Annotated in this window: 13 protein-coding genes; 2 read left to right on the top strand and 11 right to left on the bottom strand. The window is 73.5% G+C overall.

The genetic code is table 11. From position 1 onward, the window contains the following. Nucleotides 1–1,684: 1,684 nt before the first annotated feature. Nucleotides 1,685–2,086 (bottom strand): hypothetical protein, encoded by a 402-nt coding sequence (locus ACFWJ4_RS16685; protein WP_380544428.1) that lies wholly within the window; start codon nt 2,084–2,086, stop codon nt 1,685–1,687. A gap of 503 nt (nt 2,087–2,589) precedes the next feature. Between ACFWJ4_RS16685 and ACFWJ4_RS16680 the strand changes: the two genes are divergently transcribed. Then, nucleotides 2,590–3,027 carry a hypothetical protein gene (locus ACFWJ4_RS16680; protein ID WP_380544425.1) on the top strand — a complete coding sequence of 146 codons (438 nt, stop codon included), beginning with the start codon at nt 2,590–2,592 and terminating at the stop codon, nt 3,025–3,027. 73 nt (nt 3,028–3,100) lie between these two features. Here ACFWJ4_RS16680 and ACFWJ4_RS16675 read toward each other — a convergent pair whose 3' ends face one another. The 5 genes from ACFWJ4_RS16675 to ACFWJ4_RS16655 form a co-directional block, all read right to left on the bottom strand. After that, on the bottom strand, nt 3,101–4,102 hold the full coding sequence (locus ACFWJ4_RS16675; protein ID WP_380544422.1) for a hypothetical protein: 1,002 nt from the start codon (nt 4,100–4,102) through the stop codon (nt 3,101–3,103). An 85-nt stretch (nt 4,103–4,187) separates the two neighbouring features. Then, nucleotides 4,188–6,530, bottom strand: a complete 2,343-nt coding sequence (locus ACFWJ4_RS16670; RefSeq protein WP_380544420.1) for a Helicase associated domain protein — start codon at nt 6,528–6,530, stop codon at nt 4,188–4,190. 122 nt (nt 6,531–6,652) lie between these two features. Continuing rightward, nucleotides 6,653–7,360 (bottom strand): helix-turn-helix domain-containing protein, encoded by a 708-nt coding sequence (locus tag ACFWJ4_RS16665; RefSeq protein ID WP_380544417.1) that lies wholly within the window; start codon nt 7,358–7,360, stop codon nt 6,653–6,655. Next, nucleotides 7,357–9,570 carry a hypothetical protein gene (locus ACFWJ4_RS16660; protein WP_380544415.1) on the bottom strand — a complete coding sequence of 738 codons (2,214 nt, stop codon included), beginning with the start codon at nt 9,568–9,570 and terminating at the stop codon, nt 7,357–7,359. The genes ACFWJ4_RS16665 and ACFWJ4_RS16660 overlap by 4 nt, the downstream gene beginning before the upstream one ends. Before the next feature lie 7 nt (nt 9,571–9,577). Continuing rightward, on the bottom strand, nt 9,578–10,201 hold the full coding sequence (locus ACFWJ4_RS16655; protein WP_380544412.1) for a DNA-binding protein: 624 nt from the start codon (nt 10,199–10,201) through the stop codon (nt 9,578–9,580). Nucleotides 10,202–10,390: 189 nt separating this feature from the next. Between ACFWJ4_RS16655 and ACFWJ4_RS16650 the strand changes: the two genes are divergently transcribed. Beyond that, entirely contained in the window at nt 10,391–10,555 is a 165-nt protein-coding gene (locus ACFWJ4_RS16650) for a hypothetical protein (protein ID WP_380544409.1), read from the top strand. Between the two features lie 64 nt (nt 10,556–10,619). Here ACFWJ4_RS16650 and ACFWJ4_RS16645 read toward each other — a convergent pair whose 3' ends face one another. From ACFWJ4_RS16645 to ACFWJ4_RS16625, 5 genes are all read right to left on the bottom strand, one after another. Continuing rightward, nucleotides 10,620–10,865 (bottom strand): hypothetical protein, encoded by a 246-nt coding sequence (locus tag ACFWJ4_RS16645; protein ID WP_380544406.1) that lies wholly within the window; start codon nt 10,863–10,865, stop codon nt 10,620–10,622. A gap of 132 nt (nt 10,866–10,997) precedes the next feature. Continuing rightward, a complete protein-coding gene (locus ACFWJ4_RS16640) occupies nt 10,998–11,480 on the bottom strand; it encodes a hypothetical protein (RefSeq protein WP_380544403.1) in 483 nt (160 codons plus the stop codon). 277 nt (nt 11,481–11,757) lie between these two features. Then, a complete protein-coding gene (locus ACFWJ4_RS16635; protein ID WP_380544402.1) occupies nt 11,758–12,414 on the bottom strand; it encodes a hypothetical protein in 657 nt (218 codons plus the stop codon). Between the two features lie 179 nt (nt 12,415–12,593). Then, nucleotides 12,594–13,727 carry a methyltransferase domain-containing protein gene (locus ACFWJ4_RS16630; RefSeq protein ID WP_380544400.1) on the bottom strand — a complete coding sequence of 378 codons (1,134 nt, stop codon included), beginning with the start codon at nt 13,725–13,727 and terminating at the stop codon, nt 12,594–12,596. Between the two features lie 239 nt (nt 13,728–13,966). After that, the gene (locus ACFWJ4_RS16625; protein ID WP_380544397.1) at nt 13,967–14,401 is read right to left on the bottom strand and encodes an ATP-binding protein; all 435 of its coding nucleotides are present in this window, start codon (nt 14,399–14,401) and stop codon (nt 13,967–13,969) included. Nucleotides 14,402–14,617: the final 216 nt, after the last annotated feature.

The raw sequence follows: 14,617 nt of genomic DNA, 5'->3' as shown, positions 1-14,617 counted from the left end.
AGGCCCTAAAGGGCCTTACCCCCGGCCTGGCGGCCGGGGCGCCGCTGACGCGGCGTCAGCCGGGGGGTGCCGCCTACGGCGTCACCGTGCGTGGTGTGGCCTCGGCTGCGCCTCGGCGGATGGTGGGTGGTTGAGGGAATTCGCCTGCGGCGAATTCGAAGGCGCGGCACGCGCCGTCGCGGCGGGCGTCGGGCGTCGCTGCGCTCCGCCTTTCCGATGGCTTTTCCCCGAGCCTACGGCCCGTCAATCGGTCGGCTTTCCAGTCTTGTTGGGCCGGTGTTTTCACGGCCCTACGGGCCGATTGGCTGGCAGGGTTTCCCGGGCTGCGCCCGGGGGTGGGCGTTGACGATGTGACGCGGAATTCGGGTAGTAGCCCATCCCTCCGGGCGGGCGGGGTGCCGGCCGGGGCCTGCGGCCCCTCGTCGTTGACGATGTGTCGCGGACTTCCGGTATCAGTCACAACCCCACCCCCGGGGGGCCTCCCCCGGTCCCGGCCGGTGGCCGGTCCGCCGCCTGGTTGCTGGGCTGGCGGCCCATCCGGCGCCCCTGGGGCGGGGCCTGCGGCCCTCGGAGGGCGCCGGTGGGCCTCCAGTCCGGCTCGGGCCTCCCCGGCCCCTGTGGCGGGCCCTCACGGGCGCCCCGCGCAGCGGTCCCTGACGGGCCCCCGACCGCGGACTCCCGGCCGGAATCCGAAGCGAATCCGGCGGCGTTTCCCCGACTTCCGTGCAGCCCTATCCTACCGGTCCCCGGACGGGCGCGGGACGTGAACGGGCAACCTCGCGGCAACCGTCCATCCCGGCTCTATCCGGCTGCGCTCCAGGCGAGAATGCGAATTTCTTTCCACTCTCTTTCAGGCGGCAATCGGAAAGCCTTGCGTGGCGCAGCGGTGAGGAATCGCATTCAGGCACACCGGAAAGGGGCCTACGGCCCTCCACGCCGACACGGCGACCGCCCTTCCAGACCGCCCAGGAAATCCCGCCAAGCGTCACCCGGGCAATTCCCGGAGCAGCGACACCAAACCGAACACCGGACCAGGACGGCGGCCAGGGCGAGGCGCAGCGGGGCGCGGCACCGGGCAGCCGGGCACGGGCACAGCGGCCGGACGGCCGAGACGGGCACGGACGGGCCGCTGGCGGCCGGGACGGGCGCAGCAGGACGGCCTGACGGCCGACCAGGACGGCGGCCAGGGCCCGGCAGCGGAGCGCGACACCGGGCGACGCGGGCGGGCCGTCGAGGCCGGCCAACCGGCCCAGCCCGGTGCAACACGAAGTGCAACACACCCACCCGCCCCCGCCCCCAGCCACATAACACCAGGTCAGACCCGCAACACAGCCCCATGTTGCACCCCACCGCAACACCGCGTTGCACCCCCGCGTTGCACCCCGCCGCCGAGCACCACCACCAGGACCAGGCCGCCCGACAAGGCCGGCCTCCCCGGCGGCCGCCGTCCCGGCCCTGCCCCGCCGCCCCGGACAGCGCCTCGGACGGCGGCCAGGACCGCCAGCACCTGGCGGCCGTCGACACCCGGAGACGGCCACCACCGAGCACCAGCCGCGGCCCGCGCCCCGGCACCTGTCCCACCCACCTGTCGCGCCCAGACCACACACAGGGGAACAGCGGTATCCGCCCACGTCACAGCACGCGACAGCACCCCATCGCGACAGGCAACGCGACAGCACACCGACTACTCCCGAGCCGCCCGCCGACGGGCATCCCACACCGCTTCCTTGGCTCGCCGTGCCTCTTGCTCGATCAGCTCGACCACACAGAACTCCTGCCGCAGCCGGTACCCCACCGCGCGGCGCAGCCGGGCGCTGGCTGGCCAGCGGGTGCCGCGGGCGTGCCGCCACACGGTGCCAGGCCTGACGTCCAGCCAGAAGGCCAGCCGCCGCACCGCCTGGACGGTCGCCTTGTCCAGGCGCAGCCCGCGCTCCAGACACAGAGGCTGACCGTCGAGGTGCTCGCCGAGGAGGGCGAGGAGCTGCTCCCGGACGGTGCCGTATGCCTCAACAGGGCAACAGCCCCGGTGGCGGGTGGTCAGATCGGTGTGGTCCCGGCAGACCGCCGGGCAGGTCCTGGTCGTCATGCCCCGCAGCCTCCGGCCAGTGACCTGTGGACAAGGGAACGATCCAGCAGAACCGAACACTGGACCCTCCGAGCCCCCCATTCAGGGGAGAATTCACGGCGTTACCTGAACTCAACTCGCAAATCCCGATAGAGGAAATCCTGACCCCGAATTCAAGTCGAGAATGCCGCTCCGGCCGGACAGGTGCCCCGGGCGCACCCATCATCCGCCTTTTGGCGACAGAGAGTGATGGATCAGACCGCCGAACACTACGCGATCTACCTCTCGACAGGTCCAACCAAAGGTCCAGACAACCCGGCGGGGGAGGCGATTTCATGGCCTATCGGTGCGGAAGGTCACGCCTGGTGAATCTGCTCGTTTACGTCCGGAGTGGTCCTGCTGGAACGTAGCGTGTCCATGCGGTACCACTCCGCATCGTCCGAGCGCTGATCAGGGCCCGCAGCAGCTGTCGCTGGTCCTGACCGGCTGCTCGGCCGGGACCTCTACGAGATCGGAGACCAGGCGTGATCGGCCGCGACTTCGCGCACTCCATGTTCGACCAGCAGACCGCCGAGATCCCGTTGTCCACCTTCCGCGACCTGATCGAGGACTCGGCGCTCCAGTCCCTGACCGACGACCTGACGACCGAAGTACGCGAGCGCTGGGCGAAGGAGCGGCCTGACTTCACGGGCGCGCGAATCATGGCACCTGACGCCTCGATGTACCTCGCGTGGTCGCTGCGGTGGCTGCTCTCGAAGCAGAAGGAGACGGCCTCCGTCGCCTACGGCGTGATCGCCTACACGGCCCTCAACCGGTACGGCATCCCGACCGCCTTCACCGGCGGCTGGCTCGCCTCCAACATCCGTTGGGGCGGTGGCGACCCTGACGCCCTCCCCCTCGATGTCGACATCGAGGCCTTCATCCAAGCCGCCACTACCGAAGAGGCGCTCAGGACCCTCTGAACCCGAGCGCCTGCTGCGGCAGGCACAGCACAAGGCGCCGGCCACCTGGTGGTGACCGGCGCCTTGTGGCTTGTCAGAACCTGCGGCGCATGACGGGCCGGGCCGGCTCGGTGCCGCGCAGTGCGAGGGCTGCGGTGCGGGTGCGCTCCAGCCAGCTCATGACCTGGCGCAGCGTGGCGGGGTCGAGGTGCTGGGTGAGTTCGCGGACGGCCTGGTGGTCGTCGTCGCTCAAGTTGTAGAGGCCGGCGCGGTCGAGGGCGGTGTAGAGGGGCTGGGCGGCGGTGCCGGCGAGGCGGCGATGGGCAACGTCGGTGGTCTGGCGGGCCTGGTGGGCGGCCTCGCGGGCGCATCCGGCGACGTCCTGCTGGTGGCGCTCACGGCGCAGCGCGTGCTGGAGGGCGGTGTCGTGGTCGGGGTCGTAGCGCTCGGCCCGGGTTTCGGCGGTGTGGTCGCGTACGCGCTGCCATTCGGCGCAGGTGTCGGCCGCGGTGGCGAAGGCGGCTTCGTCTCCGGCGTCAGCGTGGCGGTCGGCGGCGCGCTCGTCGTCCCGGGCCCGGTGCAGGGCCTGCTGGAGGCTCTCCAGGGTCATCCCGGCCGCCTGGCGGCGGACCCGGCTGCGGGCGGCGCCGAGCAGCCCGTGCGCCTGGTCGTCGGGCTCGTCCTCGCCCTCCTCGGCGAACGGGTCGTACTGGTCGGCCTTGGCGGGGTGCTGGGCGAGGGCGGCGTGCAGCGTCGCGCCGGCCTCCCACGCCTCGGCGTGCACGACGGGCTCCGTCACGGCGAGGCCCTGGCGGGCGCTGCGGACGATCCGGCCCTCGACCAAGGCCACCCAGCCGTCCAGGCCGTCCACGTCCTTCTCCACCCAGCCGCGGGCCAGGCCGGCGCCGTGGTGAAGGGTGCGGATGCCGTCGTGGCCGGTCCAGCGCAGCCACATCGTGCCGCGCACCAGCGGGGAGTCGAGGATCGGTCGGCCCAGGTCCCGGTCGGCGGGCGCGGGCTGGCTGCTGTACAGGGCCAGCTCCAGCCGATCGGGCGCGGCGGTGCGGGCCGGGTCGGGGCGGGTGGTGTCGGTCATCGCGCGGTGCCTCCGGAAGTCGGGAACGAGGTGCGACGGCCGTCCCGGCCTGGTGGGCCGGGACGGCGGGATCTTGCGGGGCGGGTCAGCCGGTGACGGTCTCGGCGTGCCGGGTGAGCGCGTCCAGGAGCGCGGCCTGGTGGTCGGTCAGCTTGCCGTCGGTGCGGGCCTTGTCCTGCTTGCGCAGCCAGGTGCCGGGCCGGAAGGTCGGGTCTGCCTCGCCGCCGGTGCGGTTGGCAGGGCCGTCGAGGGTGCCGCCGGCGGCGAGGTAGGCGAGCAGGCGGCGGTAGGAGCGATTCCAGTCCGGCTCCAGGCGCCACAGCTCGTCCAGCGCGTCGAGCTTGGCGACCTGGTCCTTGGTGAGGCCCGCGGCCTTGCGCTGGCGGCGCATCCACGCGCCCACCGCGTAGTCGTCCAGCTTCGCGGTGGCCGGGATGGCCAGGTGGCCGTGCTGGTGGTGGAAGGCGGCGGCGTAGGCGGCCCCGCGTTCCCAGGCGTTGGCGTTCTTCGACCAGATCATGCCGAGCGCGTCCAGCTCGCTGACCCGGGCGGCATCAAGCAGGCCCTGGCCGTTCAGGTGGCGCTGGCGGGTGAGCCAGGAGATCAGCTCGCCGTGCTTCGCCTTGTCGGTGGGGTCGAGGTGGCCGTGCTGGAGATGGAAGACGGCGGCGACCGCGTGCATCCGCTGCCACTCGACCGCGCGCGGGTTGAAGGCGCGCAGCTTGACGGTCTGGAGGATCCGGGCCGCGTGGTGCCGGGCGTTGATCCGCAGCCACTCGATCGGCGACTCCACCGGGGCCAGCTGCTGCTCGCCCTCCCCGGCCTCGGGGGTGACCGTGGTCGTGGTGGTGTGCGCGGTGCCCTGGGAGCGGCTGGCGCGCAGCTCGGTGATCCGGCCGACCACCCGGGCGTCGTGGGCAGCGAGGGCGCGCAGGACCCGCCAGATGGTGCGGAAGGAGGAGGACTCGATCTCGGCGTCGGCCTCGGCCTTCACGGCTTCGCCGGCGTCGTGGACCTCGGCCGGGTGCGTGGTGGCGGTGTCGTCGCCGACCTCTGGCGTCGGGAGGTAGACCGGGATGATGACCCAGGAGACCTTGCCTTCGCGGTAGGACTGGCGCAGCGCGCGGCCGACTGCCTGGACGATGTCGATGACGCTCGACTTCGGGTCCGCGAAGCAGATGGCGTCCACGCTTCTGACGTCGATTCCTTCCGTCAGGAGTCGGCTGTTGCAGAGGATGCCGCACTCCTCGCCGTCGTCGCCGGTGTGGGCCTTGAAGTCGGCGAACGCGGCCCGGCGGTCCTTGAGGCGGTCGGTGCCGGCCACCGCCTTCGCCCAGATCCGCTCCGGGCGCTCCGCGTCGGGCAGCAGCTCGGAGGTCTCCAGCAGGCTGCTGGCGAACTCGCGGGCGGCCGACACCCGGGAGTGGAACGTGATCACGCGGCGCAGGCCGAGGTCGGCGACCGCGCGCAGCACCGCGATCTGCAGGGCCAGGCGCAGCAGCTCCTCGTTGCTGCGCTGGGAACGCAGGTCGGCGACGGCCGGGAGGTTCAGCAGCTCACGCAAGTCCTCGTCGGTGACCACCGGCACGAGCACCCGGTAGTCGGCAAGGTAGCCGTGCTCAATCCCCTGCCCGAGGGTCCAGGTGAAACAGACCTTGCCGTAGATCTCCTCCGAGTCCATGGAGCAGAGCACGGGCAGCGCCTGGCCGTCGGCGTCGGTGAGGTCGGCCAGGCCGTCCTTCGCGCGCCGGTCGTCGGCGATCCGCGGGGTGGCGGTGAAGTACAGCCGTCGCTTCGCCGGGACCTGGTCGTCTGCGTGGATCGCGGCCCACGCCTTCCCTTCGGCGCCGGCCGTGCGGTGGGCCTCGTCGATCACGACCAGGTCCCACTCGGGCAGGCCGTACAGCTGGTGGGCCTGGACGATGCGCTCCAGCGAGGCGTAGGTGGCGTACACGGTGACGGGTTCGCCGGCCTTCTCCTTGGCGACCAGGTCGGCGATCCGCGGGGCCTGGGTGGTCACCTGGGCGTGGACGCGGCCGCCCGCCTCCGCACTCTCCAGCGCCTCATCCCGCGAACAGGCCGCGACAGCCAGCCCCCGGCGCCCGCCCCGCAGCGACCACGCTTCGGCGGTCTGCTCCAGCAGCTCAATCGTCGGCACCAGCACCAGCACCCGGCCCTTCGCCGCCACGCGCCGGGCGCAGCCGGCCGCGATCAGCGTCTTGCCGGAGCCGGTCGCGGCGACCACCGTGGCGCGGCCACCGTCCTTCACCTCGCGCACCGCGGCCGCGACGGCGTCCTTCTGGAACCAATGCAGCGGCAGCGGGTTCACCGCGGCGGTGCCGGACGGCTGCGCCGGGACCGGCTGCCCGGATGCGGCGCGGAACGCGGCCGGCACGTTCTGCTCGGCGGTGGCGGTGGTGGTCTCCACGGCGGTGCTTCTCCTTCGGATGCTGAGACGGCGGGGCAAGGCGGGCGGTGCTGTGGAAGGGTCGGGGCGGGCGGCCTCTCCCCGGGGCCAGGTCATGGATGGGGAGAGGCCGACCGGACTCTCTACTGCTGCTCGGGCGGCACCCAACCGCGGACTTCCAGGTAGGCGATGTCGGCGTCCTCGACGGCGCGGCCGGTCTCCACCAGCCACTCCCGCATCGCCTCGGTCACGTCGCCGTGGTGGTCCGCGACCCGCTGAGACCACTCGGCGGCGTCGAACCCGCCGGTGCTGGCGGAGCCGTAGGTGCGCTCCTCGGTGCCGTCGGAACGGGGGATGAAGCCGCGGCGCACCCCGCCGGAGTCCTTCTCCGAGCCCGCGCTGTAGACGTACTGATCGGCCTTCATCCGGACCGTGAACGCCAGGCGGCCGCCGGCCAGGCCGGTCTCGTGGACCACGGGCGCGAGGTGGGATGCGCCCGACTTGATGGCCTGCTTCCCAGCCCGGCCAGCCATCGACCCGCCCGCCTCGCCGACCGTGTCCTTCTGCCGCGTCCGGGCCTTCTGACCGGTCTTGGTGGTGCGCCGCTTGGTGTTCGCCTCGGCGATCCCGGACAGGGCCTCCTCGTCGCGCTCGCCGCCCCGCACCGCCCGGACCAGCTGGCGCAACGCGCCGACCATGCTCGCGCCCTTGCCCTTGGTGAAAAACTGCGAGACCAGCGAGGTGTCGCGGCCCAGCATCCTGGCGACCTTCCGCTTGCTGTAGCCCGCGTCCAGCAACTCCTGGGTCAACCGGGCGGCCTCGTTCGGGTTGTTCGGGTCAGCCGGGCTCACTGGTCAGCTCCCTTCTCGGCGAGTTCGGCGCGGCCCAGGCCGCGCAGCTTGAGGTACTGCTCCTGGCTGGTCGGGTGCTCCACCGGGCCGCTCAGGTGGCCCTTGAGCAGGTAGTCGCCGGGCTCGCCCCGGTACGGCCAGGGCTGGCGCTCCGTCAGGGCGATGCCGTCCGTGCCGAAGTACACGACCGTGCCGGGCTTCGCGTGCAGGGCACCGGCGTAGCCGATGACCTCCTTGCCCTGGCGGTACTTCATGTCCAGCAACGCCGCCCGTGCCCCGGACCACACGTAGGCGGCCCACTCGGGGTGCGCGTACGGGTCGCGGGAGAAGCCGGCCTGGCGCTGCCAGGTGACCACCTGGTCGTCCTGGCCGAGGATCTCCACCCCGGCCGGGAGGGTCTCGCCGAGCGGGGTGGTGCCGGAGACCAGCCGCGGGCGCTGCGCGAAGCCGCCCAGGCCGAACAGCAGTACCGAGCGGACCGCGCGGGAGGCGAGGTAGGCCGCCTGGCGCTGGCGCTCGTCCCCGTGCAGCTTGGAGAGGTTGGTCAGGTCCGCCCACGCGGCCTTGAGGCGCTTGCCCCACTCGTCGAGCGGCTTGCCGTCCTCGAAGAGCAGGCCGCCGAGGACCTCGATCCGCCACGGTGCGATGTGGTTCGACAGGGCGAGGTGGATCTCCGCGCCGCCCGCCCAGGTGGTGAACGTCGTGCCCGGTGTGGCCGGGTAGATCCAGGCGCGGTCCCCGGTCACCGGGGCGGGCAGCAGGCCGACGTGGTTCCAACCGGCCGGGACCGTCACGCGCACATTCCAGTGCGAGCAGGACATCAGCGCCTTGGTCTGCTCCGCCTCGGTCATCGCGGCGAACGCGGCGGCGGTGATCCGGCGCGGCACACCGACCGGCGACTTCCACAAGTGCTTGGAGTACGCGAAGGTGCGGTCGTACTCGACCAGGGCGGGCAAATGCTCCGGCACGCGCGGGGGCAGGATCAGCTCGGTGCGGCCCTGCCCGCCGGTGGCGTGCAGCAGGCCCCGCAGCTCCTCGCTGAGAACCGGGTAGCCACCGGCCCACTTGCCCGTGGTCGGGATGGTGCGCGACCACAGGTCCCGGCCCGTCTGCGACGGCGAGCCCATCAGTACCGCGTCGTCCCAGTGCCGGCGCAGCGCCTGCCACAGCAGCGTGAACGCCTGGCGGCAGGTCACGACGTCGGCGCCGTCCGGGTCGAACCACTCCCCCATGCTCCGGATCTCGGTGCTGCCGCTGTCCGGGGAGGCGGCCGGGGCGTAGCGGCCGACGGGCTGGCGCTGGTGGACGAAGTGCCCGGCGAGCTTGTCCCGGCCGGAGCCGATGGCGGTGGTCCACCGCTCGCTCGGGGTGTTGAGCCACGCGGCGACCGCGTCCTTGAGCGTGGAGTAGCGCTCGGCACCGTCGTGCCAGGGGGCGCCGGCGGTGATGTAGATCCGCTCCGTGCCCGGTGCGGCGTGCAGGACGGCGTCCAGGATCTCCCCCGGCGTGCGGGCGCCGAGGTCGACCCGGACAACCTGGTCGCGGACCGCGAGCATCTCGGCCGCCGCGTCCAGGAACACCGTGGCCCGGGCCTGCTGGACGAAGTTCGGACGCTTGGACACCAGGCCCGTGGTGACGGCCTCGAACCGGGCCCCGGCCGGACCCTCCGGGAGGGTGGGCAGCTCACGCGGACCAGCGGCAGCGACCGGAGCGACCGAGGCGGCCGGGACGACCAGCGCCGCAACGGCGGGGGCGGGCTGCTCGGCGACGGCCTGGTCCTCGACCTCGGTCCGTGCCTCGACGACCGGGGCGGCCAGGGCCGGCTGCTCGAGTACGGGAGCCGGGCGGGTCAACGCCGGGGCGACCGCGACGGCGGGCTCGTCGACCGGCTCGGCCTCCGGGGCCGGGGCGGGCGCAGCGACGGCGGCGGCGGCCTGATCGTCGGTCTTGGCGGTGCGGACGGCGGCCGGGGTCGGGTCCAGCAGCGGGGCGATCCGCACGACGTCGCCGACCGACAGCCCGGAGGCCTTCGCGATGGCCGGCGCCTGGGCGCCCTCGTACCCCGCCAGGCCTGCCACGCGGCGCGAGCGCTGGCCGGTGAGCTTGTCCAGCTCCTTCTGCGCGGCGGCGACGACCTTCTCGGCGGCCGTGATCTCGGTGCGCAGCTCGCGCAGACCGGCGAGCTCGGCGGTGTACGTCTTGCGGTCCATCAGCGGGTCACTCCCCCTCGGTGTCGGACTGAGCAGTGCTGGTCATGGTGGGGACGTAGGCGATCGGGCCGCCGGACACGGACGCCAGGCGGGTGCCGAGCAGCAGGCCCGCCAGGCGGGCGTCCTCCGGTTCAGCCGGGTCGGCGGCGTTCGCGGGGGCGGTGAGGTCGGTCAGGTAGCCGGCCAGCCGCGCCTTCGGGAAGCGGTACCGGCCCGCGGTGCCGACGGTGCCGTCGGCCTCCCACTCGGTGAGACCGGTCAGCACGGCGACGACGAACCCGGCCACCGTCACCGGCAGCACCCCGCCGGCCGCAACCCTGGCCGGGTCGCACCGCCACCAGCCGGACAGCGCGGCCAGCAGCTGAGCCTGGTCCAGGCCGGTGCCGAAGCCGATCCAGTCACGGTCCGGCTCGTCGACGCGGGCCGGGGCGTCCGACCGCAGCACCGCGACCTCGGCCGTGCCGAGCACGGACAGGTCCGCGGCCGGGCGGGCCTGCAACTGCTGGAGAGCGGCCAGCGGGAACACCTGCCGACCCTGCTCGCGTACGCCGGGGACCACGCCGGTGGCCATCAGCTTCTTCACCGTCGGGATCGAGCACCCCAGCGCCGTCCCCGCTTGACCGGTCGTCACGAACACACCCACAACCTCCACGCCTATTCATCTAACTTGAAACGCTAGGGCGACTCTACGCCTCCACACCGACACTGTCCACGCCTTTTTAGTAAGTCGTACAAGCATGCCCGGATGGCTGTCCGCCCTCCGTTGTCGGTGCCGGGTGAGACCGTGATCGGTTACCAACCCCGGAAGGAGGTGAAGAAGATGACTCCTCGCCAGCAGAAGGCCGCGGTGATCCTGGGCGCGGCCCTGGTCGGCACCTACGTGCTCGGCAACGTCGCCAAGGGCCAGGCCCGCGTGCTCGGCCTCAACGCGGCCCAGCTCGCCGCGCTGAGCGCGGGCGTCGCGTTCGCCCTGCGCAACGCCTGAGTTCGGCCCGCACGGTCCGGCCCGGTCACCCTCGCGGTGGCCGGGCCGGACCGCTTCCCCGCCCCTACTCGGCGCCGGCCTCCGGGCGGTGGACCGGGCACGCGCCGCAGCAGCCCGGAGCGGGGAGGGCGGCCGGGGCCTTGGGGGTGCGCAGCTTGCGGACGGCGGCCGCGGTGTTCACGGCGGCCGAGGCGGTGGAGAGGACGGAGCCGAGGTTGCGGACGGCGTGGGCGAGCTGGTCGGCCTGCGGGCCGGCCGGGTCGACGAGGGCCTCGGCGAGGAACTGCAGAGCGGTCTGAACGGGCGTCATGGCGCCCCCCTTCGAGAGAGGTGTGTTCCTTCACCCCTTCGAGGTCGCAGAGTCCACGAGACAGGACCCGCGCGCAGAAACGTCTATGGCCTGGGGCACAGCACCACGATCCGGTACGACATTTTGGGACCGTTAATGCACGACGCCGGGCGCCGCCGCTGTCTGCCGGGCCCCGAAGACGTCCGGCCGCCGAGCGGGCGGGGTGTCGTCCCACTCCGCCAGAAGCGCGCGCAGCCGTTCGGCCACCTCCGGCGACACACCACTGCGCTGCGCCGTGTACCGCAGGTACTCCTCGGCGCCCTGGAGCAGGCCCGAGCGCGGGTGCAGCATGGCCATGGCCTTGCGGGTGCCGTAGCCGAGAACGTGGCACCAGGAGTCGCCGTCTCCCCGGTCCGGGTCGTCCTCCTGCGCCGGGATGTGCCCCTCGACGAACTCTCCGTTGGGCTGCTCGCAGGTGCCCCAGCCCTTGCGCAGCGCGCAGTCCTGGCACGCCAGGACGCCCCTCATCGCCGGGTAGCGGCGCTGCCACTCGGCGTCCAGGGCCCAGACGTCATCGGCCAGCGCGATCGGCCTGCTGCACAGGCCGCACCGGATGCGGAACGAGGGGACGGGCATAGGGACGGACTCCTGCCGCTCGGCACGGGGCCGGGCGGCCGGGCTGTGTACGGGCCCGGCCGCCCGAGGGCTTCACCGTGCTGCGCCCGATCCGGTGGGGGTGTCCGGGCCGGGCGGTGTGGAGCAGGCGCAGCCGCGCGCCCTGGTGGGGGCGCTCGGCAGGGTCAACGAGCGAATACCGCGGCGGGTACGGTCGAGCGGCGGAGGGGGCCTCGACAGTGCCGGACGTTGAAGAGGCCGCCACCCCGCAGGGTGGCGGCCTTCTGGGCGTCCGTGGTCAGCCGATGGTGTTCTGGGCGACGTCGGCGGCCGAGGTGCCGGTGCGCTCGGCCCAGGCCAGGACGGTGGCGGCCAGGGCGAGGGCGGCGCCGTCGGTGACGTGGTGGCCGCCGTGCTGGACGATGAGCTTCTGCACGGAGCGGTGGGCGCGGCCCTTACGGGCGAGGGCCAGGATGTCGGTGGCGGCGCGTTCGCCCCGCCAGTGGCCGGCCGGAAGCGCAGTCCTGGCGAGTAGTCCGGCCGGGACTCCGGCGGGGCCGGTGGACCAGTTGTCCAGCAGGAGCATGGCGAGGCCGGCAGCGTGCGCGCCGGTGACCGGCTGGGCGTCGGTGGGGTCAGGGCCGAGGGAGTCGAGCAGCCGGGCGGCGTGCGCGGTCTCACCGGCCGCCACGGAGGCGACGACCTGGCGCAACAGCTCGGCCGCCTGGCCGCGGGCCTTACCGGTCGGGGTGAACAGCGCGGCGTTGTAGCGGGCGACCGCGCGGTCCAGGGCGGCCTGGAGGGTCGGCAGGTCCGTCGGGTCGCTGTCCTCGGTGATGCCTTCTTCGGCGAGCAGCGGGGCGATCTCGCGCCACATCTCGTCGGCCAGGCCGGTGCGCTGCTGGATAGCGATCAGGGCTGGGGGCTCGGGCGCGTCGAGTCGCATGTCCGTCATGGCGGCCATGCTCGCAGCCCGGCCGCACGGCTGGGTCCGGATCGGTGGGGTTCGCTCGAACGGGATCGCTTCTGGGCTGATCCGCTGTGCCGGGCCGAGGCGGGATGGTAGGGCGCGGGGCGGCTGGTGTCTGACAAGTCCGGCGCCGCGAGGCGGGCTCACGGCGCCGGACCAGGCGGTCAGATCAGCTGGGCCGGGTCGTCCAGCCATGCCTGCCAGCCGTCCGGGGTGACGGTGAGTCCGAGGCGCTCGATGGTGGGCTCGCCTGCCTCGTGCCACCAGGCGAGGGTGCTCTCGAAGTCCGGCCACAGGCGGCGGCCGCCGTACTGGCGGACCTGGTGCTCGTCCTCGCCGTCGCGGAAGGTCGTCGCCGACCAGGCCGGGGTGGTGAGGGAGTAGAGCCACAGGGTGCGGGCGCCGTCGTCGTGCCGCTGGATCGCGTGGACGACGTCGCGCAGGCGCAGGCCGGCGGCGAGCGGGAACGGGTCGAACTTGCCGTGCGGCGGTAGGACGGCGGTGGTGGTGGACTCGGTGACGGTGCCGCCGTCCGGCGGGTTCTGCGGCCAGCGCAGGCGCTGGGAGCGCATCTTCATGAACTCCACCGGCTGGAGGAACGGGCCGGAAGCGGTGCCGTCGCCGTGGACGGTGAGGCGGACCAGGGCGTCGGCGTTGGAGTAGTGGGTGCCGAACGGTGCCAGGATCAGCCCGCCGGGCCGGGTCTGTTCGATCCACGCGCGCGGGATCTCGCGCAGCCCGTAGGTCGCGGTGATCCGGTCGTACGGGGCTCCGGGCGGGTGGCCGAGCGCGCCGTCCGCGCAGACGACGGTCGGCCGGTAGCCGGCCCGCTCGAGTGCGGTCCGGGCCTGGGCGGACACGGCGGGGTCGATCTCGACGGTGGTCACGTTGGCGTCGCCGAGCCGGTGGCTCAGCAGGGCGGCGTTCCAGCCGGTGCCGGTGCCCTGCTCCAGCACCCGCATCCCCGGCTCGGCCTTCAGGTCGTCCAGCATCGAGGCGACCAGCGACGGCATCGAGGCGGAGCTGGTGGGCACCGTGCCGGGCTCGGCGCCCTGGTGCAGGCCGTGGTCCCACTGGGTGACGATCGGGATGTCCGCGGCGGCCGCCGCCAGCCAGCCGGCCTCGTCGGTGGTCCGGTCGACGGGCCGGCTCTTCCCGGTGGCCATGTCGTGCGCCCAGACCAGGTCCGGCAGGAACAGCGAGCGCGGAACCGCGTCGAAGGCCGGCGCCCACGCGTCGGCGACGGGGAAGGACCGCCCCGGCGCGGGGCGGCCCTCCTGCTCAGGTGCGAGCGTCACTTGCGGTGTCCCCCGTCCCCGGGCGGGGTGCTGCCGTCAGGGGACGGCGGGTCGGACGGCGGCGTCCACGGAGTGCCCGGGTGCCCGTCGCCCCCGCCTCCCCCGTCGCCACCCGAGCCTCCGCCGCCGTCGACTGCCTCGATGTCCATGCCGAGCTCCTTGTCGTCGCTGACGTGATGGTGCCCTCCCGGGGCCCGGGAGGAGTAGAGGACCGGCCCCGGCGCACCGGGGCACGGTGGCTATGCCGGGGCGGGAGCGCGGGTGCGCAGGTCCGCGTGGACGGTCTTGCCGAGTGGCTCCAGGGTCACGCCCCAGTGCCCGCCGGTGAGGTGGTGGACCAGGGCCATGCCGCGGCCCGACACGGCGGCGAGGCCCGCGTCGATCAGGCAGGGCAGGGCACGGGAGCCGTCGCGGACGCTGATCCGCACGCACCGGTCGGTGATCCGCTCGACGGCGACCGTCATCTTCCGCTGGCAACCGGTCTTCGCCGCGTTGCCCGCCAGCTCGCTGACGACGAGTTCGCCGGCCTCGACCAGGTCGTCCAGCCCCCACGCGCGCAGTGTGGTGCGCACCAGGCGCCGGGCCGCCGACGCAGACTGCGGCGCGTAGGACAGCAGCGCCCTGACGGAGTTGGCCGCCGGTGGCCGCGCCGGGGTCTCGACGGTCGTGGTCACCAGGAGCCTCGCACGCACCGGCACTGCCCGGGCGCGGCCGTGGCCGATGGGCGGTGTATGAGGTGCGCGGCCACGGCGGTTCTCCGCTCTGTCGTCGGCGGTGACGGCTGCGCCCACCCGACGGGGGGCGGGCGGGCGCAGCGGCCCCGGCTCGCCCGCCGGGGCCGGGTGTCCGGTCCGTCACGGCGGGCGACGGTTCGACGGTAGGGAGTAGCC

This window comes from Kitasatospora sp. NPDC127067 (assembly GCF_042724755.1).
Taxonomy (GTDB): Bacteria; Actinomycetota; Actinomycetes; order Streptomycetales; family Streptomycetaceae; genus Kitasatospora; species Kitasatospora lactacystinica.
The sequence above is the reverse complement of the archived record's forward strand: the minus strand, read 5'-3'. Positions and strand labels throughout refer to the sequence as shown.

Bases quoted from the DNA above. Each gene is read 5' to 3' on its own strand.
- ACFWJ4_RS16660 (WP_380544415.1), bottom strand. From the start codon at position 9,570: ATGGACCGCAAGACGTACACCGCCGAGCTCGCCGGTCTGCGCGAGCTG.
- ACFWJ4_RS16675 (WP_380544422.1), bottom strand. From the start codon at position 4,102: ATGACCGACACCACCCGCCCCGACCCGGCCCGCACCGCCGCGCCCGAT.
- ACFWJ4_RS16635 (WP_380544402.1), bottom strand. From the start codon at position 12,414: ATGACGGACATGCGACTCGACGCGCCCGAGCCCCCAGCCCTGATCGCT.
- ACFWJ4_RS16685 (WP_380544428.1), bottom strand. From the start codon at position 2,086: ATGACGACCAGGACCTGCCCGGCGGTCTGCCGGGACCACACCGATCTG.
- ACFWJ4_RS16640 (WP_380544403.1), bottom strand. From the start codon at position 11,480: ATGCCCGTCCCCTCGTTCCGCATCCGGTGCGGCCTGTGCAGCAGGCCG.
- ACFWJ4_RS16650 (WP_380544409.1), top strand. From the start codon at position 10,391: ATGACTCCTCGCCAGCAGAAGGCCGCGGTGATCCTGGGCGCGGCCCTG.
- ACFWJ4_RS16645 (WP_380544406.1), bottom strand. From the start codon at position 10,865: ATGACGCCCGTTCAGACCGCTCTGCAGTTCCTCGCCGAGGCCCTCGTC.